The sequence below is a fragment of the Variovorax raffinosi genome (assembly GCF_051216615.1).
Lineage (GTDB): Bacteria > Pseudomonadota > Gammaproteobacteria > Burkholderiales > Burkholderiaceae_C > Variovorax.
This window is the reverse complement of the sequence record NZ_JBPJZR010000002.1, coordinates 472,912-491,375: the sequence shown is the minus strand read 5'-3', so window position 1 is coordinate 491,375 and position 18,464 is coordinate 472,912. Positions and strand designations below refer to the sequence as shown.

13 protein-coding genes are annotated in these 18,464 nt (G+C 59.0%); 4 read left to right on the top strand and 9 right to left on the bottom strand.

Going from position 1 to position 18,464, the window contains the following annotated elements; translation table 11 throughout:
* The first annotated feature begins 12 nt into the window (after positions 1 to 12).
* The gene (locus ACSFB7_RS08350) at positions 13 to 1,044 is read left to right on the top strand and encodes a class I SAM-dependent methyltransferase (RefSeq protein ID WP_435468911.1); all 1,032 of its coding nucleotides are present in this window, start codon (positions 13 to 15) and stop codon (positions 1,042 to 1,044) included.
* On the opposite strand, the gene ACSFB7_RS08345 is transcribed toward ACSFB7_RS08350, so the two are convergent.
* The 6 genes from ACSFB7_RS08345 to ACSFB7_RS08320 form a co-directional block, all read right to left on the bottom strand.
* Positions 1,045 to 3,393, bottom strand: a complete 2,349-nt coding sequence (locus tag ACSFB7_RS08345) for a YfhO family protein (protein ID WP_435468909.1) — start codon at positions 3,391 to 3,393, stop codon at positions 1,045 to 1,047.
* Complete coding sequence (locus ACSFB7_RS08340; RefSeq protein ID WP_435468908.1) at positions 3,359 to 3,802, bottom strand: GtrA family protein; 444 nt, start codon at positions 3,800 to 3,802, stop codon at positions 3,359 to 3,361. Before ACSFB7_RS08340 ends, ACSFB7_RS08345 begins: the two co-directional genes overlap by 35 nt.
* 71 nt (positions 3,803 to 3,873) lie before the next feature.
* Positions 3,874 to 4,827: a glycosyltransferase family 2 protein gene (locus ACSFB7_RS08335; RefSeq protein WP_435468906.1), complete on the bottom strand. Its 954-nt coding sequence runs from the start codon at positions 4,825 to 4,827 to the stop codon at positions 3,874 to 3,876.
* Positions 4,824 to 5,678: an NAD-dependent epimerase/dehydratase family protein gene (locus ACSFB7_RS08330; protein WP_435468904.1), complete on the bottom strand. Its 855-nt coding sequence runs from the start codon at positions 5,676 to 5,678 to the stop codon at positions 4,824 to 4,826. The genes ACSFB7_RS08335 and ACSFB7_RS08330 overlap by 4 nt, the downstream gene beginning before the upstream one ends.
* Positions 5,675 to 6,388, bottom strand: a complete 714-nt coding sequence (locus ACSFB7_RS08325; RefSeq protein ID WP_435468902.1) for a sugar phosphate nucleotidyltransferase — start codon at positions 6,386 to 6,388, stop codon at positions 5,675 to 5,677. The genes ACSFB7_RS08330 and ACSFB7_RS08325 overlap by 4 nt, the downstream gene beginning before the upstream one ends.
* A gap of 11 nt (positions 6,389 to 6,399) precedes the next feature.
* Positions 6,400 to 7,398, bottom strand: a complete 999-nt coding sequence (locus tag ACSFB7_RS08320; RefSeq protein WP_435468900.1) for an NAD-dependent 4,6-dehydratase LegB — start codon at positions 7,396 to 7,398, stop codon at positions 6,400 to 6,402.
* A 428-nt stretch (positions 7,399 to 7,826) separates the two neighbouring features.
* Between ACSFB7_RS08320 and gmd the strand changes: the two genes are divergently transcribed.
* The 3 genes from gmd (at position 7,827) to ACSFB7_RS08305 (ending at position 15,515) form a co-directional block, all read left to right on the top strand.
* Positions 7,827 to 8,864: a GDP-mannose 4,6-dehydratase gene (gene gmd, locus ACSFB7_RS08315; protein ID WP_435468898.1), complete on the top strand. Its 1,038-nt coding sequence runs from the start codon at positions 7,827 to 7,829 to the stop codon at positions 8,862 to 8,864.
* 76 nt (positions 8,865 to 8,940) lie between these two features.
* The gene (locus ACSFB7_RS08310) at positions 8,941 to 11,478 is read left to right on the top strand and encodes a glycosyltransferase (RefSeq protein WP_435468897.1); all 2,538 of its coding nucleotides are present in this window, start codon (positions 8,941 to 8,943) and stop codon (positions 11,476 to 11,478) included.
* A 38-nt stretch (positions 11,479 to 11,516) separates the two neighbouring features.
* On the top strand, positions 11,517 to 15,515 hold the full coding sequence (locus ACSFB7_RS08305) for a glycosyltransferase (RefSeq protein ID WP_435468895.1): 3,999 nt from the start codon (positions 11,517 to 11,519) through the stop codon (positions 15,513 to 15,515).
* Here the strand turns inward: ACSFB7_RS08305 and ACSFB7_RS08300 are convergent, their stop codons facing one another.
* Genes ACSFB7_RS08300 through ACSFB7_RS08290 form a run of 3 tightly spaced genes read right to left on the bottom strand, consistent with a single transcriptional unit; the run spans position 15,516 to position 18,442 of the window.
* Positions 15,516 to 16,220 (bottom strand): ABC transporter ATP-binding protein, encoded by a 705-nt coding sequence (locus ACSFB7_RS08300; RefSeq protein WP_435468893.1) that lies wholly within the window; start codon positions 16,218 to 16,220, stop codon positions 15,516 to 15,518.
* Positions 16,221 to 16,223: 3 nt separating this feature from the next.
* Entirely contained in the window at positions 16,224 to 17,027 is an 804-nt protein-coding gene (locus ACSFB7_RS08295) for an ABC transporter permease (RefSeq protein ID WP_435468891.1), read from the bottom strand.
* A complete protein-coding gene (locus ACSFB7_RS08290) occupies positions 17,024 to 18,442 on the bottom strand; it encodes a mannose-1-phosphate guanylyltransferase/mannose-6-phosphate isomerase (RefSeq protein ID WP_435468889.1) in 1,419 nt (472 codons plus the stop codon). The genes ACSFB7_RS08295 and ACSFB7_RS08290 overlap by 4 nt, the downstream gene beginning before the upstream one ends.
* Between the last annotated feature and the right edge of the window lie 22 nt (positions 18,443 to 18,464).

Genomic DNA, 18,464 nt, shown 5'->3' with positions numbered 1-18,464 from the left:
GCTAAACCTCGCATGTTGAATTTCACCGGTGAACGGTTCATTCCCACCGAAACGGGCGAGATCCGTTACGAACATATGCACCGGTATGGGTGGGCGCAATCGCTTTGTGCGGGGCGGCATGTGCTAGACATTGCCTGTGGCGAGGGCTATGGCTCTGCGTTGCTTGCGCACGTCGCAAGTTCGGTTGTCGGTGTGGACATTTCGAACGAAGCGGTCGCACATGCCCGACAGCGCTACGCTGCACAAACCAATCTGCGCTTCATGCAGGGCAGTGCGACTGCCATTCCTCTGGAGGATGCGAGTGTCGACGTCGCCGTGTCTTTCGAGACGCTCGAACACCTCGCGGAACAGGAAGAAATGCTCGGGGAGCTGCGGCGCGTCTTGAAGCCTTCGGGAATTCTGATCATCTCGTCGCCTAACAAGAAGGTCTATTCGGACGAGCGCAACTATGTGAACGAGTTTCACGTTAAGGAGCTGTACTTCGACGAACTCGATGCACTGCTCCATCGTTTCTTCCCCGCCAACCGGTACTTTGCCCAGCGCTTCCTGACTGCGTCGGCGTTATTTCCCCTTGAAGGGATTCCCGCTGAGGGCTACGAGGCGTTGCTCCTGGCGGGCGGCGAGTTGAAGGCGCAGACCCAAAGCGCCGATCGCGCAATGTATTTCGTCGCCATTTGTGCTGCGAGTGAAGACCTGCTGCCGCTATTGGGTGCCAACCTGTTTGCGGAGGCCGGAAATGATCTGTATGGAGAACAACAGAAGGTCATGAACTGGGCTTCCGGATTGCACAAGGAGCATTCCCAACTTGAAGCCCGGTATGTGGCCCTTCAGAAGGAGTTCGAAGAACGCAGTGCGTGGGCCTTGTCGATGAGCGCCGAGCGCGCTGCCTGGGATGAAGCGCGTGCGAAATCGGATGCTGAGTGCAGACGGCTGGAGGCTTCTCTTGCTTGTCAGACGGCCAAGAGCGAAGCAATCCTGAATTCGCGCTCTTGGCGGCTTCTGGCACCCCTTCGATGGGTCCGGCGAGTGTTGACGCGCAGCTGATTACGTAGGGGTGTTGCCGCGCGGTGCCATGGTCTGCCGCTGATTGAGACGAGGCAGCCACTTTTGTTCGGCAATCAGCAGCACGAGGAGGAGAGCCAACCCGCTAACAAGCAGGGGCAGCGACCACATGAACGTGCCGGGACGATACTTGAATTCGACGGTGTGGGATCCTGGTGGAACTAAGGTCCCAATCTGATTGCCGTTCATTCGGCCTATTTTTGAGTGTTGACCGTCAATGGAGACTTTCCAAGCCTCATCGAAGAATTCATTCAGTATCAACATGGCGGGCGTCTGACATGCGATGTGCACCCGTACGTGGTTGGTGCCACGCGGCAGGTCTTCCTTTACATCGCAGCGTGCTGGATCCTTTTCGCTTGTCGAGCGAGGTAGGACGCCAGTGTCCATATCCATGAACAGCACGCTGCCGGTGAGATCGGTGGACGCAGCCTTCGCCGTGAAATCGCCCAAGGAGTCATAGACGCCGTCCAGCGTTGTGGCAGCGTAGACATGAGGAAGCGAACCATCTGCTTCGTACAGTTTCAGTCCTGCGATGTCCTCCTTGTGTGTGTAGCCCCGCAGTGATTCCTGTGGGCAATCGTCGCAGACAAGGTACTTGGCTCCGAGCAAGCGGAAGTAGTTGTCGTTGCGGGGCGCGTGGTAATAGAGCTCGTCGAACTGCCGTTTTGGGGCTGGATTGAAGTAAGCATTGAAGCTGCGAATTCCCTTATAGGAGGCAAGCATGGCACCGAGTTGCTTGTCGATCTTTCCATCGAACACGACACGATAATCATGATTCGGGTCCAGTGCCTTCACCTTATCCAGCACTTCATCAAGCTGACGTGCATGACTGGTGTTGTAGAAGCTGGTGGAGATGCTCGGTGGTCGCCACGGGACATCCACCAGAACCAGGATCAGCGCGGCGGCACTCCACAGCGCTGCTGCCTGCACACCCCGAACGCCTGAGCGGGAGCGCGCCATAAGCATGGTGATGAGAACAAGCGCGGCCAGCGTGGCAAGTGGGATCCATGGGGGCACGATGGAAGCGATGTGATCCTTTGAGGACAGGGAAACAAGAACGGCAACCAGCAGGGTCATCGCCATCGCAAGCAGCTTGGTAGCTAGGCTGCGACGGCCGGGTTCGCTGGACGATAGTTCGTTGCGAAGCTCGTCGATGCCGATGGCAGCGAGCACCGTCATCGCCAACTGGAACAGGACGAGAAAGCGGCTCGGCTCACGGATTTTGTTCAGAACTGGAACGACGTAGTTGAGATGCGCAAGGCCCAGGTTGCTACCGGTCGATGAGATCAGTGAGTAAGCGGCAATGAACACGAGTGCCCACACCATCCAGGAGCGAGGCCGAGAAACGACTGCCACGCATGCCAGTGCCACCGAGACCAGTCCGATGAACTGGCTGCCCACCGCATTGCCCTTGAATTTGAATAAGACGCCGCCGAGGTCCCTCGGTGCAAGTTGATCGACTTGGAATGCCTCGAATGGAATGCGGCCGTTGCCGAAGACGGGCGGGAAATTCCCGATCCATCGGATCATGTTCTTGAATTCCAAGGCAGTCGGGAGAATGACGGGTGCGACCAGGAGGACTGCGATCACTGCCACGATGCCAATCTTTGCTGCTGAATTCCCGATACTCTTCCATCCGTTGATCCGTCCAGTCCCCATTGCATGGGCAATGCAAAAAATGGCGCTCAGGAGAATGGCGTGAATGAGGGGCTGGGCCGGGGAGGCGAGCGTCAGCAGGACGATCCCTGCCAGCGCCATGACGAAATGGCGCCGAGAGCTTTCGAGCGACAGCAGGCCCAGCAAGCCAGCCAAGTAGAGTGGTAACCAAGCATAGGGTGCGACGATGTTGAGCCACGCCGCGTAAGAGAGGCTGTTCGCGCCAAAGGCAAAGAGTGCGGCGCCCGTCACGGCCCCAACGCGCGATGCTTGCATGGCTCGTAGCAAGACATACATGTTGATTTCGAGGATCAACAGATGGACAAGCGTCAACCAGTGCATCGAGTGAACGACTTCGATCGGGCTCTCGAAGAGAGGCAGGGGCGTTAGATAAAATGGGTAGAAGGCCGACAGCTGTGCGAAGTTGTGCAGCGGAACACCACCCAGAATCGTGTTCATCCTGAGCGGCCATTCGCCGTGTGCGAGGCTGGAAGACATCGATGACAGCACGGTGCCAATGAAAAACTCGTTGTCCATCCATAGGGCGAACGAGTGGGCCTTGTCGAAGGCGGGCCAGAGGAAGATGCACCAGAGGAAGAAAAGCGCTGCCAACACGACGGCGCTGCTTTGGCGTCCGGAGTTACTTCGCATCGCCACGAGATTGCCTGAAGACATACAGTTTGTTCATGATGAAAGAAGTGATCACATAGACTGCACTTGCCATGATCTGGCTGATGGCCTCATGCGCACCGATGCCTCGAACCAGAACGACCAGCACAAGCAGGTTCGCCGTGTACGCCGCTGCAAATACAACGAGAAAACGGATGAAGGCTTCGCGGTGCGGCCTGTCGCTGTTGAATGTGAACACCTTGTGCATCACATATGACACCAGCAGGCCGATGCCATAGCCGATGGCATTGCTCAGCTCCGCAGAGAGGCCCAGCAGGTACATGCAGGCAAAAATGATGGAGTAGCCGAACGCCGTGTTGGCGACGCCAACGACGAGGAAGCGGAAAAGCTGCCGAACTTCTGCCGAACGGCAGCGATCGAGAACGGATTGAGTGAAGGAGCCTGGTCTCGGCATGATGTTTGAATTTGCGGACTGCCTTCGCGTTTGTAGGCGCAGTGCGGGCTTGGCCAGCCAGCACTTCTCCGTCACAGCGTGGGGGGGTGTGAGATTTCTTCTTCGACGATGTAGCGTGGGCGGCCCTTTACCTCGTCGTAGATGCCTCCTACGTATGCGCCCATGATGCCCAGGACTATGAGCTGGATACCGCTGAACAGCAGCAACAGGACCACCATCGTTGTCCAGCCATTGGGAATGGACTGCACGAAGAAGTACTTGATGATCAACACCACAATCAGCATAAAGGCGAGCAGCGCAAACAGCCCGCCTACAAAGATGCTGAGTTGGAGCGGCTTGGTGCTGAATGAGAGGATGCCCGCCATGGCGAGCTGAATCATTCTCGACAAGGAATATTTCGACTGACCAGCGAAGCGCTTTTCGGCAACGAATTCGACCCCCGTTTGCCTAAATCCGATCCAGGAAAAGAGTCCCCTCAGGAACATGTTGCGCTCCTGAAAGCCTTGGGACAGGGTTCGAGCTACCCGCCTGGAGATGAGGCGAAAGTCTGCTGCGTTGGGATTGATGGGCACCTGCGAAATGCTGCCAAGCAGCTTGTAGAACAGGTTGCCAGCCTGCTTTCGCAGGAAGCCAACATCCTCCGTATCCTGGCGCAGCGTGTAGACCACCTCGTTGCCGCGCTTGAATTCTTCCAGCAGTGTGGGAATGAGCTCAGGCGGATGCTGGAGATCGCTGTCCATCATGACAATGGCGTCTGAATCGAGTGAATGCTCGATACCCGCGAGCAGCGACATCTGGTGTCCAAAGCGAGACGACAGCACCAGTACCTTTGCGGCGGGGTCGCCGGCGACAACCGTTCGTAGAACATCCACCGTGTGGTCCGTGCACTGATCCACCACATACAGGATGGACCATTCGACCTCTTCGATAGACTCCAGCACTTTCTTGGCGCGTTCGTGAAAGTGCGCGATGACATGTTCTTCGTTAAAGACGGGTGTGACAACGGTCAGCTTCAACTTCGTCACGATGACTTACCCTCTCCTAGCAACTGGAATGTCTTTGTCATGTCTGCGTAGATTGCCGGAACGTCGTAGCCGGCGCGATTGGTGAGGGCGGGTGACTCGTGCACCGGGATTCCGCTCATTCCCTCAGACGCCAGCAGCCGCGCCAGAAGCGCGCGCATGGTGATGGGCTTGCCGCTGCCAATGTGATACACCTGCCCCGGTTTGCCATCGACTGCCACGGCCAACATCTGCCTTGCGGCCTCGTCTGCATCCACGTAGTCACGCGTCGCGCCGAGGGGGCCGAATTCGAAGGCCGATCTCGCCCCTTTGCGAACTTCTTCGATCTGCGCTTGCACCCGGCCGATGAAGAGTCTGTTTGAAAGGTGGGGGCCTTCGAGGTTGAACAGCCGCGCTACCACTACTTGGACGCCACGCAGGGCATGGAAGTCGGCGAGCTGGGTTTGCCACGATTTGGTCAGACCATACACGGATTGCGGATGCAGCAGGTGGTCTTCCCGGATGGGGTTCTCTTCGACACCAACTGCCCCGTACTCCGCAGCGGAACCTACCAGCAATACCCGGGCCCGGGCATGTGCCCGCTCAACGAGTTCCAGCAGCCGGCGCGTTGCATCGACGTTGACTGCATAGGCCTCGTCGTAGTCTCCCGAGAAAGTGGCCGCCAGATGAAAGATCAGATCCGGGCGCGTTTTCTGGAGCAGCGCTTCCAAGCGTTCGCCATCGCGCACGTCGAGCTGCAGCGCGCTGTCGCTTCGGCTGGTCGCCACGACATTGAACATCTCGGTTTGACGGAGCCGAGCGACTATGGCTTGCGCCAGTGCCCCCGTCGAACCTGTGATCAACGCCGTCTTCAAGGGCCGATTCCGAGCTTCGTTGCAAGCTCGTCGAAGTTGTCGTCGGCATACTGATAGTCATCGGGACGCCCAATGTCTAGCCAATAGCCATCAAATGACCGAATAGCGATGCGCCGATCATTTTTTAGCCCGTCGATCATGAGGTTGTCGAAGCCATACTTCTCACCCTTCGGCAGGCCTTCGATTACCGATCGATGGATGCAGTAGATGCCCATGCTGACGTCAAAATCGTAGGTGGGCTTTTCCTGGAACTCGTTGAGACGACTGGTGTCATCGTAGCGCAACACCCCGAAGTCGATCCTGACTTGGCGGCGATAAGCGGAGACCGAGACCATCTCCTTCGACTCCACATGCGACTGGAAGAAGTGCCTGTAGTCGAGATCGCAAAGGATGTCACCGTTCATGACCAGGAAGTTTTCGGGCAGATCAGGGATAAGCGTCAGCGGTCCGATGGTGCTGAGTTCGCCCTCCTCCAAGGAATAGTCGAGTTGCACGCCCAGTCGCGAACCATCGCCGAAGTAGGCCATGATCAGTTGCGACAGGTGGTTTACCGCAAGCGTGATCCGCGTGAAGCCAGCCTGCTTCAGCTGCATGATGATGATCTCGAGGATCGAGTATTTGCCGCCAAGCGGGACCAGCGGCTTGGGGATCAATGTGGTGTAAGGGCGCAGCCGGGTGCCCTTGCCGCCGGCCAAAATGACTGCTCGCATCGTGAAACTCCTCAGACGTTATAAAGCCAAGCCTTGTAGCGAGACAGGTTTTCCGGGTTCTTGAACCACTCGATAGTGTCGCGAAGGCCATCCGCCAAATCGAAGCGAGGCCGCCACGGCGTGAGGGAGGTGATCAATGTGTTGTCGCCCATCAAACGAAAGACTTCCGATGCATCCGGTCGAAGGCGTTGCTCGTCAGTGACGATGCGAGCGTCAGGATTGAGTTCGGCAACCAAGATTTCCGCCACTTTGCCAATGGAGTACTCCTTGCCAGTTGCAATGTTGATTTCTTTGCCGATCGTCTCGTCTGACTCGGCCAGGGCAATGAACCCCTGCGCCGTATCCTTGACGTAGTTGAAGTCGCGAGTGGGTGAGAGGCTTCCGAGGCGCAACTCCTTTTCGCCCAGCATCAACTGCGTGATGATGGTTGGAATCACTGCCCGAGCCGACTGGCGAGGCCCGTAAGTGTTGAACGGCCTCACGATGACGACCGGCGTTTCAAACGACTTGTGGAACGACTCCGCTAGTCTGTCTGCCCCGATTTTGGACGCACTGTAGGGCGACTGACCTTGGAACGGGTGCTTCTCGTCGATCGGCGCGTACTGGGCGGTGCCGTACACCTCGGAAGTCGACGTGACGAGGCAACGCTCGATACTGAGCCGCTTTGCCGCTTGAAGCACATTCAGGGTCCCCTTGATGTTCGTATCTACATACGAATCGGGAGAGTGATACGAGAACGGGATGGCGATCAATGCTGCCAAATGGAAGACGACATCGCACCCCTTCATCGCCTCGAAGACGCCGTTCGGGTCCCGAATGTCGCCTGAGAATACGTCGAGGTTGCGCACGACGTCCTGGGGCAGCGAGTCTAGCCACCCCCAGCTGCTGAATGAGTTGTAGTAAACGAAAGCGCGAACATCGCATCCATGTGCAATCAATGCCTCTACTAGGTGGCTGCCGATAAATCCGTCAGCACCTGTTACCAGTACCTTTTTGCCCTTGAGGTGCATGATTCAAATCTTTTCTCGAAAGTTATATCCGCGCCGTCACTCGGCACACTCGCAAAGTGCCGTGCCTGTGAATCGGGGGTGAGGCAGCAGCGCATGAAGAAGACGCGTAGCGTCCCCAGTCTGGCCGGCACACACATTCTAGAGCAGCCGTTTATCCCAGACGGATCGAACATGGCCGAAAGGGCGCTTGGTAACATATCTGTGTCGAGATGCAACTCTTGCTACGACCCCGCGAAAGCACCATGGGGCCTCACTTGTCAACGCATTCCCTGCATTCACAGATGCGGGACGCGTCAAGGGGCGTGGATGCCTGGGAAAGAGGCCGTTGGATGCATCCGGTAGCGAGGATGGCTTGAGTGCACATTCATTGCGGCACAATTACGCTCGCCCGCGGTTCTCCGCATACATAAGACATTGACCGCCAACAAATGAAGAAGCACGCAGTAGTCACCGGTATCACTGGTCAGGATGGCGCCTATCTGGCCCAGCTCCTGTTGAGCAAGGGCTATGTCGTGCATGGCACGTTCCGCCGCACCAGTTCGGTCAACTTTTGGCGGATGGAGGAGTTGGGGATCCAGGACCATCCTGACCTGAAGCTGGTCGAGCATGACCTTACCGACCTCGGCAGTTCGCTCACCCTCATCAAGGAAGCCAAGCCGCACGAGGTTTACAACCTCGCCGCCCAGAGCTTTGTCGGCGTGAGTTTCAATCAGCCCGACGCCACAGCACAAATCACTGGCATGGGCGCGCTCCACCTGTTGGAAGCCATCCGCCTGACCGACCGGGGCATCCGTTTCTACCAAGCATCGACCTCCGAAATGTTCGGCAAGGTGCAAGCGATCCCGCAGGTTGAAGACACGCCGTTCTATCCGCGCAGTCCCTATGGTGTTGCCAAGCTGTTCGCGCACTGGATGACGATCAACTATCGTGAGAGCTACGACATCTTCGGTGCCAGCGGTATCCTGTTCAACCACGAAAGCCCGCTGCGTGGACGTGAGTTTGTGACGCGCAAGATCACTGACGCGGTGGCCAAGATCAAGCTCGGCAAGCTCGATGTGCTCGAGCTTGGCAATCTTGGCGCCAAGCGCGACTGGGGCTTCGCTCAGGAATACGTCGAGGGCATGTGGCGCATGCTGCAGGCCGATGAGGCTGACACCTTCATTCTTGCCACAAACCGTACCGAAACCGTGCGCCGCTTCGTCGACATGGCGTTCAAGGCTGCGGGCTACGAACTGCGCTTCGAGGGCGAAGAGCAGAGCGAAGTTGGCATCGACATTGCCACCGGCAAGACACTGGTGCGTGTGAACCCCAAGTTCTACCGGCCTGCGGAGGTTGAACTGCTGATCGGTGATCCAACGCGTGCCAAGCAGAAGCTCGGCTGGGAGCCTAAAACGACGCTCGAGGAATTGTGCGCGATGATGGTCGAAGCAGACCTGCGCCGCAACAAGCAAGGCTATTCTTTCTGACGGCACTTTGATCGTGCCCTCGCCGAGTTTTTGCAAGATGGAATAAGCGCGCCAAGACGCCCAAAGTGGAGAAGATTTGATCAACGAACTCAAGCAAGCTGCTCGGCTTTCCAAAAAAGCGCTGCGCATTCTGGGCGTGAGCCCTAGTCACACTGCGGCGGATGTCCGGGCGATCAAGGAGGGTGAGCTGTTCGATGCCGACTTCTATCGCAGGGAGTACCCAGCAGTGGCTGCTGGTAGCACGGACCTGCTCAAGCACTATCTTGTGCAAGGCTGGAAGGACGGCTTGGAGCCGTCCCCTAATTTCTCGACTCGTGCTTACCTCGGCGCGAACGCCGACGTTCGCGATGCAAAGCTGAATCCGCTGGTTCATTGGGTGCGATTTGGTTCCATGGAGCGCCGGATTCTTCCGAAGGAGGTTCGGTTCGACAGCCCATGGGTCTTCAAGGATCGCCCCTACTCTCTGCCAGACGACGTGGTTCAGTACGAGCTGCTTGCCGGCCAAGCGTACTTCAGGGGGGCGGGCTTTGATTTCGAGCAACGGGAGGCTGGCAACACGGTCGCCGATGCGGCGAAGGCGATGGCGGCGCGGACGCCCCTGCTTTCCATCGATGCAGTATCACCCAAGGTTTCGATCATCATTCCGGTGTATGGACAAACGCACTTCGTGCTGAATTGTCTTGATTCGCTTGCGAGGCTCCGCTCCCGTTATTCGGTTGAAGTGATGATTGCGGACGACGCATCGCCCGCCGCTGCGCGTACAGATGTTTTGAAGGCGATTCCCTGGGTTCGATACGAGCGTCGCGCGGAAAACGGTGGCTTCCTCGAATGCTGCAACTCCGCGGTGCAGAAGGTAAAGGGCGAGATCGTCATTCTGCTGAACAGCGACACCCGGGTGGTCGAAGGCTGGCTCGACGAACTCGTCGAGGCCTTCGATCTGTTTCCCAAAGCGGGTATGGTCGGCTCCAAGCTCTTCAACGACAACGGGACGCTCCAGGAAGCGGGGGGTATTTTCTGGAGTGATGGATCTGCCCATAACTATGGGCGCAATGAAGACCCGAATCGGCCGCAATACTGCTTCGCTCGCCAAGCCGATTTTATTTCCGGCGCTTCCATCGCGCTTCGCAAAACTGTTTGGGACGAACTGGGTGGCTTCGATCCCGAATACAAGCCGGCTTATTGCGAAGACGCAGATCTTGCATTTCGGCTGCGTCGCGCGGGTTACGAGGTGTGGTTCGTGCCAACATCGCGTGCCATCCATTACGAGGGCATCACGCACGGGCGCGACACCTCGAAGGGCATCAAGGCCTACCAGGTGGCGAATCTCCAGAAGCTCGCCAAGCGTTTCAGTGCCGAGCTTAGCGAGCATCCGCAGCCGGGCACGAGTTCCATGCGTGCGGCTAGTTGGCGAGCTAAGCGGAGCATTCTGGTCGTTGACGCTCTGACCCCAACGCCCGACCAAGATTCCGGCTCCATTGTGACGAATGAAGTCATGAGTGCGTACCGAGAGTCAGGCTTTGCTGAGAGCTTTCTGCCGCTGCACTCGCCCCACTGGTGGGGGAAGTACACGAGCGCTTTGCAGCGTCGTGGAGTTTGCTGCTACTACAAGCCGTTCGCGAGCGATGTTTCGGAATTGCTCGCGCTCGACAATTCGTTCGACTATGCACTGCTGTATCGCTACAACGTTGCGCACTCGATCTATCAGGGCTTGCGCGAGAAGGCACCGGCGACGCGTGTGCTCTTTGCCAATGTTGATCTGCACTTTTTGCGGGAGGCGCGTGCGGCCGAAATAGCCAACACGCCGCACGCACTCTTTGCTGCAAAGATTACAAAAAAGAAAGAGCTTGAAATGTTTGTGCGGGCGGACGCCTCGTTCATCCATACGCAGATTGAAGAGGACGTGATCCAGAAGTCTTTACCGGCACCGCTCCACAATTTGGTCGTGCTGCCATGGATCTCCGAGGTGTGCCGCGACACGCCCGGTTTTTCGACTCGCTCGGACATCATGTTTTTGGGCAATTTTCCGCACGTTCCCAACGTTGACTCCATTCTGTTTTTCGTGAAATCGATCTGGCCTGCGTTGCAGCAAGGCCTGCCGCCAGAAGCAAAGCTTCTCATCGTCGGAAACAAGCCGCCGCCCGAAGTGTTGGCCATGGCCTCCGATCGCGTGGTGGTCACGGGCTTCGTCGAAGATCTGGCGCCTTACTTCGAGAAGTCGCGCGTTTTCGTGGCGCCTCTGCGCTACGGCGCAGGCATCAAGGGCAAGCTGGTGACGGCGCTTGCGCATGGCGTTCCAAGCGTGGCAACCCGCATCGCCGCCGAAGGCATCGCCGCCATCGGCGACGACCACCTGTCGATCACGGATGACCCGGCGCAGTTTGCGGCCGAGGCATTGCGCCTCTATGGCGACGAGGCCGCATGGAGCCGGATGCGCGAGGCGGGATTGAAATACGTCGAAGACAACTATTCACGCGTTGCGACATCGAAGATCTGCTTGCACGCACTGGCCGTGGCCGATCAGACCTGGTCGGTCCGCCAAGAGTTGGAGTGCCGACGCTCACTCGAAAAAATCATGGCACAGAACGGCGAGTTTGAGCCGGCGAAGATCAGCTGAAGGTGCCTTAGTTTTTTCTGACCTGCCGTGTGAGTCAAATGAACAAGAACAGATCCAAAGAGGATCGGGGAGCGTCCGCAGGTGAAGCGGACTCCGACGGGATGGGGAGTCCTGAAATAGGGAGTGCATCTGTTTTCGAGGCATTGCTTGAGGAGGCCAATCGCCGTGCCGAAGCGGCGCTGAACCAGCAGCGCGCCATGCGGGACTCCATCTCGTGGCGGGTGACCGCACCACTCAGGAAGATGTCGACATCCGTGCCCGCGCCGGTTCGCGCGAACTTGCGGCGTGTCGCCAAGGCGGCCTGGTGGGCCCTCACGCCATGGCGCATGCCGGAGCGGCTCCGTGTGCTCCGCGTAAGGCGGCCTGTCGAAGTGTCGCTGGGTGGGTCTGCAGATCCCACCGATGCCTATGGCACCTGGATTGCGACCGCTGAGCGCCGCTCGTCGCCGATCGATGATTCGGGCGGCGGTCCAAGCGTGTCCTTTCTCATGGTGGCCGGCACGGAGCCGGATGCGTTGTTGTGCACCATCGAATCGCTGCGCTCGCAGGCGAGCAAGCGGTGGCAAGTCCTGGTCGCGGTGCGAGCCGACACAGCTTCTTCGGTCGTTGCCGCGCTCGACACCTTGGTCAAGGACTCGCGCATTGTGCGTGTCGTGGTCGAGGGCAGCTCACGCGCGAGCGGCTTGGCTGCTTGTGCGCCGCTGGCAATTGGAGAGTTCATCGCCATACTCGATGCAGGCGACGTGCTCGCCGCAGGTGCATTGAGCGAGATCGCCCACGCATTGGGTCGAGCGGTCCACAGCGACATACTCTACGGGGATGAAGACGAGCTGTCGGAGCAGGGCTTCCGTCAGAACCCATATTTCAAGCCAAGCTGGTCGCCTGATCTGCTTTACGCGTTCAATTATTTTGGACGTTTGACGGTGCTGCGACGGGAGGTGGTCGTAAGCGCCGGAGGCATCGATGCTGCCGCAGGGGAAGGGGTCGAATGGGACCTCAACCTGCGAGCGAGCGATCATGCCGGCGTCATCACGCGCATTCCGAAAGTGCTCTGCCATCGCGCGAAGGGCGGACCATGCGAGCGGCCCGCGCCGGATACGCCGGCGGCGGCTTCGCACCGTGACGCCTTGCGTCGACACTGGGCGAGGTCGGGCATCGATGCCGTCGTTGAAACGCAGCCCGACGGCACTCAGCGCGCGACATGGCCGCTTGTCGCTGCGCCGCTGGTCTCGATCATCATCCCGACCAAGGACAAGGTCGAACTGCTTCGCGTATGTATCGACGGACTTCTAACCGGCACGGACTACGACCACAAGGAAATCATCCTTGTGGATACCGGTTCCATCGAATCGCAGACTTGGGCGTATTACGACGAGCTCAAGCAGTACCCCGAGATCTCGGTCGTCCATTTCAGCAAGAAATTCAACTATTCGGCCGCATGCAATCACGGTGCGTCCTTCGCGCACGGCGAATTGTTGCTGTTCCTGAACAACGACATCGAGGCGGTGTCCCGTGACTGGCTGCAGGAACTGGTGCGATTTGCGTTGCGCCCGGGCGTTGGCGTCGTCGGCACGAAGCTGCTCTATCCCGACGGGCAACTGCAGCACGGAGGGGTCGGGATCGGGATCAATCTGTGCGGGCTCATGTACCGAGCCGCGGAAGAGCGCGGGTGGGGGGTCTTTGGTTCTGCCGAGCATCCGCGCAACTGGCTCGCCATCATGGGCGCGTGCCAGATGGTTCGCCGCAGCGTCTTCGATCTGGTCGGCGGGTTCGACGAGTCCTACCTGGTGGCCGTCAGCGACGTGGCGCTATGCATGCACATCTGGCGCGCCGGCTATCGCATTGCCTACACGCCCTATGCGCATCTGTTGCACCATGAAGGCGCAACGCGCGGCACGGTGAATCCCACGCCGGATCTGGAGCGCTTTGCGGACGACGTGCGCCTGCTGGGCATCGACGAAGACCCTTACCTGCATCCCGAGCTGGATGCGAGGCTTCCGATTCCTGCGCTCCGCGACGCGACAGCGTCGACTGTTCGCGAGAGCCTGATGGCGGACACGCGGGCTCTCGGGTCTCTCATCCTGCCGGCTTCTGCCCTCGACCTTTTCATCGACCGCACTTACTTGGAGTCCGCAGGGCTTCCAAGAGAAGACGTGGTGTGGATGCCTCAGGCGGCGAACCGCATCTGCGACCAATGGTCTGCGGCGCGCTGGTGCCTCGATCTCTTGCGGACCCGGCCAGATATTGCACAGCGTTTTCCAGTCGCGCTGTCGGCAGGTTCAGGCGGCGAGTTCGGCCGCTGGATCGCGCAGGAGGGTGGTGCGGCGCTCGGCCTGTCAGAGGCGGTCAGGGCCATCGTCGTTGATAGCCTGTCGATGGATTTGGGCGCGCGTGCGCGTCAGGCATTTCTGTTTCATGACGACATCAGAAATTCACTGCCTCAGGGGCTGTTGCCGATCGGCCAGTTCAAACTGTTTCATTGGTTCATGCAGCACGGGCGGCGTGCGGCCGGATTGAGACTCGAGGAGGTGTGGTGGTTGTTCCGGGAGGCGTCGGAGCAACCTGCGCGCGAACTGGTGCTCGCGTATGCATTCACGCCGGCTTGGCAAGAGCTGTACCCCGACGGCTTGACAATCTTCGGTCGCCGGGCCTTTGCGGCGTGGTTCAGTGCGTTCTATCGTGTGACGAGCGCTTGGGTCGATCCGGCGGGCTGGGCTGTCGACATCGAGTCTGCACGCCAGATACGCATGGCTTATTTGGCTCGTGCGCAATGGCGCTCGCAGCATCCCCAGGCTCTCGACGACGCATCGCACGCACGGGAGCTGATCGAGTGGCTTGCAACACCCGATGCAGCGCAACCGCAAGAGGTGGCGCAGTGGTGCGCCTCGCTGGATGCTGCGCAGGTCGCTGCCGAAGTGGCTGCGCAAGGTGTGAATGTCATCGGGCATTTCTCGTATCCCTCGGGCCTTCGCGTGTCTGTCGAGGCGTTGATCGAAGGCCTGGAGCGTGTGGGCGTGCGTACCTCCCTGCGCGACCTTCGGACAGACCGCAAGGACGATCCGACTCACGTGAACTTCAGGGGCTTCGAAGATTTCGAGACGACCCTCATCCACGTGCAGCCTGAGCCTTTCTTCGACCAGGCGTTTGCCCGCAGCGATCTGTACCAGCGTTCACCGCGCACCTATCGCATTGCCTATTGGTACTGGGAGTTCGACTCCATACCCGACGCATGGGTGGCGCATGCCGAAAGTGTTGACGAAGTCTGGGCGGCCACGGAATTCGTGGCGCGCGGCTTGCGTAATCGCCTGAAGGTGCCGGTACGCACCTTGTTCCCGGGCGTAAAGCTCGGACCCTATGAGCAGCGTCCGGGTGCGTATTTCGGCCTCAAGGAAGCCCCCTACACCTTCCTTTTCACCTTCCACATGATGAGCGTCATGGAGAGGAAGAATCCGATCGGACTGATCCGCGCCTTTACCCAGGCGTTCGGCGCTGATCCGTCAGTGCACCTGGTGCTCAAGACATCGTTTGGCGATCGCCATCCGGTGCAGTTCCAGGAGCTGCTGGCGGCGGCAACGGCAGCCAACATCACGGTCATCAACGAGGTCTATAGCCCCGAGGATGTGCTTTCGTTGATGGATGCCTGCGATGCCTATGTGTCGTTGCATCGCAGCGAAGGATTGGGCCTGACGATGGCAGAGGCGATGCTGATGGGCAAGCCAGTCATTGCGACCAACTTCTCGGGCAACGTCGACTTCATGGACGAGGGCAACAGCCTGCTTGTCGACTACAAGCTCGTGAAACTCGGCAAGGCCATTCCGCCCTACGACGCCCATCTGGAATGGGCAGAGCCTTCGGAAACGCATGCAGCGGAACTCATGCGGCGGGTTTTCGAGAATCAGGCGTGGGCTCGCGATCTGGGCGCCAGGGCCAAGGCCAGCGCGGATGCGAACATGTCCCTGGACGTTGCCGGGAGGAAGGTTTCGGCCCGGCTGGCGGAAATCCGGGCGCTGCGATCCGGTACGGATCGAGCGCGCTGATCAGGAAACCTCGACGATCCGCCCGTGTTCGAGGTGGATCACGCGGTTGCATTCCTTGGCAATCAATTCCGGTGAGTGCGAGGCCAGCACCAGGATGCCCGACTTGGACACCACGTCCCGCATGCGCTTCTCGGCCTTCTCGGTGAACTCTGCGTCGCCGACCGACAGCCATTCGTCCATGAGCAGGATGTCGGCTTCGACGCTGGTCGAAATGGCGAACGCCAGCCGCATCATCATGCCGGTGGAGTAGGTGCGAACGGGCATGTTGACGTACTCGCCAAGGCCGCTGAATTCGCAGATGTCGGGCGTAAGCCGGTCGATGTCTTTCTTGCTCATGCCCATCACGAGTCCGCGCAGCATGATGTTTTCGACGCCGGTTGCATCCATCTCGATACCGAGCGAAGGGTCGATCAGGCTCGCCACCGAGCCCTGCCGGGTGAACTCTCCCGCGGAGGGCTCGTAGACGCCTGCCAGCGTGCGCAGTAGCGTCGATTTACCCGCGCCGTTGTGGCCCACGAGGCCCAGCCGATCTCCGCTCTTGAGCTCGAGGTTGATGCCGCTGAGCGCTTGCACCACGGTGACCCCGGTTTCCTTGCCGAAGCGTCCACCGGTGACCGAGGCTGCAAGTGTCTTCTTGAGCGATGCTGCGCCGGCACCATAGATCGGGAAGTTGACCGAGACGTTTTTAAGTGAAATGAATGCCATGGATCAGAGCCAGTAGACAACGCGGCGACGGTACTTGGCGAACAGCAAGATCGCTGCTGCAAGGCACAGTACCGTCCATACCAGGATACCCAGCCAGCTGTGGATGTGTGCCGTGCCGCCCATCAGAGGTGTCCGCAACAGGTCGAGCATTTGTGCGAAGGGGTTCCAGAGAACGTACTTGGCACGCCCTGGCAGGTTCTCGGGCAGCCAGAACACGGGTGTCAGAAACATCAGCATCTGCATCACGCTGGTCACGATCTGGGTGACGTCGCGATAGCGCGTGCAAATCAGGCCCAGCAGCAGGCCAAGCGCGTGAGCGTTGATGATCAGAATGGCAAAGGCCGGCAGTATCAGCAGCACCGACCAGGAAAGCGAGATGCCCGCCCAGATCGCCACGGGGATGTACAACACGATCTGATGCGCGAACTGGATCAGGTTGCGTGCAAGGCCTCTCCAGACAAAAAGACTGATCGGGAAATAGCCCTGCTTCAGGTAGTTGGATGAGCCGACAAAGGCATTGCAGGCATCCGTCACTACACTGGAGAAAAAGCCCCAGAAGATGATTCCGAGTGCCAGGTGAGGAAAGAACCTGGAAAGCTCGCTGCCAAACAGCGAGCTGTACAGCGGCCCCATGCCGGCGATCATGACGCCCATGCTCAGGGTGAGCCACACGGGTCCGAGCATCGAGCGCCGATAGCGCAGAACGATGTCGAACCATGCCAGCGTCCACCAGATGTCCGTGCGGCGCGTGCCTTCCCACCAGTCAGACAGGGCGCTTCGATGCAGATTGGATTGAACTTGACTCATACCCGTCCATAAGTGTCCGCCAGGCGGACGATGTCGTCCTCACCCAGGTAACTGCCACACTGGACTTCGATGAGCACCAGTTCTTCGTCGCCGATGTTGGTCAAGCGATGTTTCTCTTTCAATGGGATGTAGCGGTATTGACCGGGCAGGGTCTCATACTCGGTTTCGCCGATCTGGACGATGCCTCGCCCTTGGACGACGACCCAGTGTTCCGCGCGATGGTAGTGATATTGCAACGAGAGTGATTCGCCCGGCATGACCGTGATGCGCTTCACCTTGTAGCCCTCTTCTTCCTTTAGTGCTGCGTAAGTCCCCCACGGGCGATTGACCACGGCAGGCGATTGGACCGTTTCGTGTTGGCGAGCTTTCAGTGTGTCGACGATATTCTTGACCTGCTGGGCACTGCTTTTATGTGCAACCAGAAGCGCATCAGGCGTGTCGACGATGATCAGGTCATGCACGCCCAGCGTAGCGACGACCTTCGGGGAGTGGCTGTCGACCTGTACGTGAGTGCCGGTGGTGTCGATGGCAACGACGTTGGAGGGCATCGTATTGCCGCTTGCATCGGGGATGAGCGCCTTGGCCAGGGCTGGCCAGGAACCCACGTCGCTCCAACCGAACTTGGCTGGCACCACGTGCACATTGTCGGCAGGTTCCATTACCGCGTAGTCGATGCTGATGTCCGGCTGGAGGCCGAAGGTGTGCAGGTCGAACTGGACCGTCTCGCCAACTGTGCGTGACGACTCGAGCGCACGCCGAGCAGCAGTCAGCAACTCTGGTGCATGCCTTTCAAACGCGGCCACGATGGCGTCCGCAGTGAAGCAGAACATGCCACTGTTCCAGTAGTAGCGCCCGGTTGCGAGGTATTCCTGCGCGGTCTGGAGATCTGGCTTCTCGACAAAGCGCTTGGCTGGCTGGCTCTCTCTCGAAACATGGTCGACCTCGATGTAGCCGAACCCTGTGTCGGGGCTGGTCGGGCTGATGCCGAACACCACCAGCGCGCCCTGGGTTGCAAGCCGGAATGCCTGGCTCGCGCTTGCCACGAATGCTTCGACGTCTGGCACCAAGTGGTCGGCGGAAAGCACGAGCATCACCGTATCGCCGCTGAATTGCTTGATGCACTGCAGCGCAGCCAGGGCGATCGCCGGGCCGGTGTTGCGTCCCTTGGGCTCGAGCAGCAGCGTGGTTTCGGGCGGATCGGACATCTGCCGGAGCACGTCCTTTGTGAGAAACAGGTGGTCCTTGTTGGTGACGACCATCAGGTCGCCAGTACCGCATGCCTGTCCGCGCTCAATCGCTTGCTGCAGCAGGGTTGAGCCTCCCAGCTTCATGAACGGCTTTGGAAAAGCTTGCCGGGAAGCAGGCCAGAGTCTGGAACCGGAGCCTCCCGAGAGCACCACTGAAAGCACCCGCATTTTTTTATACCCTGTCTTTATT

What these genes read in the sequence shown, in the direction of transcription:
- gmd (WP_435468898.1), top strand. Translation starts at nt 7,827, where the DNA reads ATGAAGAAGCACGCAGTAGTCACCGGTATCACTGGTCAGGATGGCGCC.
- ACSFB7_RS08300 (WP_435468893.1), bottom strand. Translation starts at nt 16,220, where the DNA reads ATGGCATTCATTTCACTTAAAAACGTCTCGGTCAACTTCCCGATCTAT.
- ACSFB7_RS08345 (WP_435468909.1), bottom strand. Translation starts at nt 3,393, where the DNA reads ATGTCTTCAGGCAATCTCGTGGCGATGCGAAGTAACTCCGGACGCCAA.
- ACSFB7_RS08340 (WP_435468908.1), bottom strand. Translation starts at nt 3,802, where the DNA reads ATGCCGAGACCAGGCTCCTTCACTCAATCCGTTCTCGATCGCTGCCGT.
- ACSFB7_RS08325 (WP_435468902.1), bottom strand. Translation starts at nt 6,388, where the DNA reads ATGCGAGCAGTCATTTTGGCCGGCGGCAAGGGCACCCGGCTGCGCCCT.
- ACSFB7_RS08295 (WP_435468891.1), bottom strand. Translation starts at nt 17,027, where the DNA reads ATGAGTCAAGTTCAATCCAATCTGCATCGAAGCGCCCTGTCTGACTGG.
- ACSFB7_RS08305 (WP_435468895.1), top strand. Translation starts at nt 11,517, where the DNA reads ATGAACAAGAACAGATCCAAAGAGGATCGGGGAGCGTCCGCAGGTGAA.
- ACSFB7_RS08320 (WP_435468900.1), bottom strand. Translation starts at nt 7,398, where the DNA reads ATGCACCTCAAGGGCAAAAAGGTACTGGTAACAGGTGCTGACGGATTT.
- ACSFB7_RS08350 (WP_435468911.1), top strand. Translation starts at nt 13, where the DNA reads ATGTTGAATTTCACCGGTGAACGGTTCATTCCCACCGAAACGGGCGAG.
- ACSFB7_RS08290 (WP_435468889.1), bottom strand. Translation starts at nt 18,442, where the DNA reads ATGCGGGTGCTTTCAGTGGTGCTCTCGGGAGGCTCCGGTTCCAGACTC.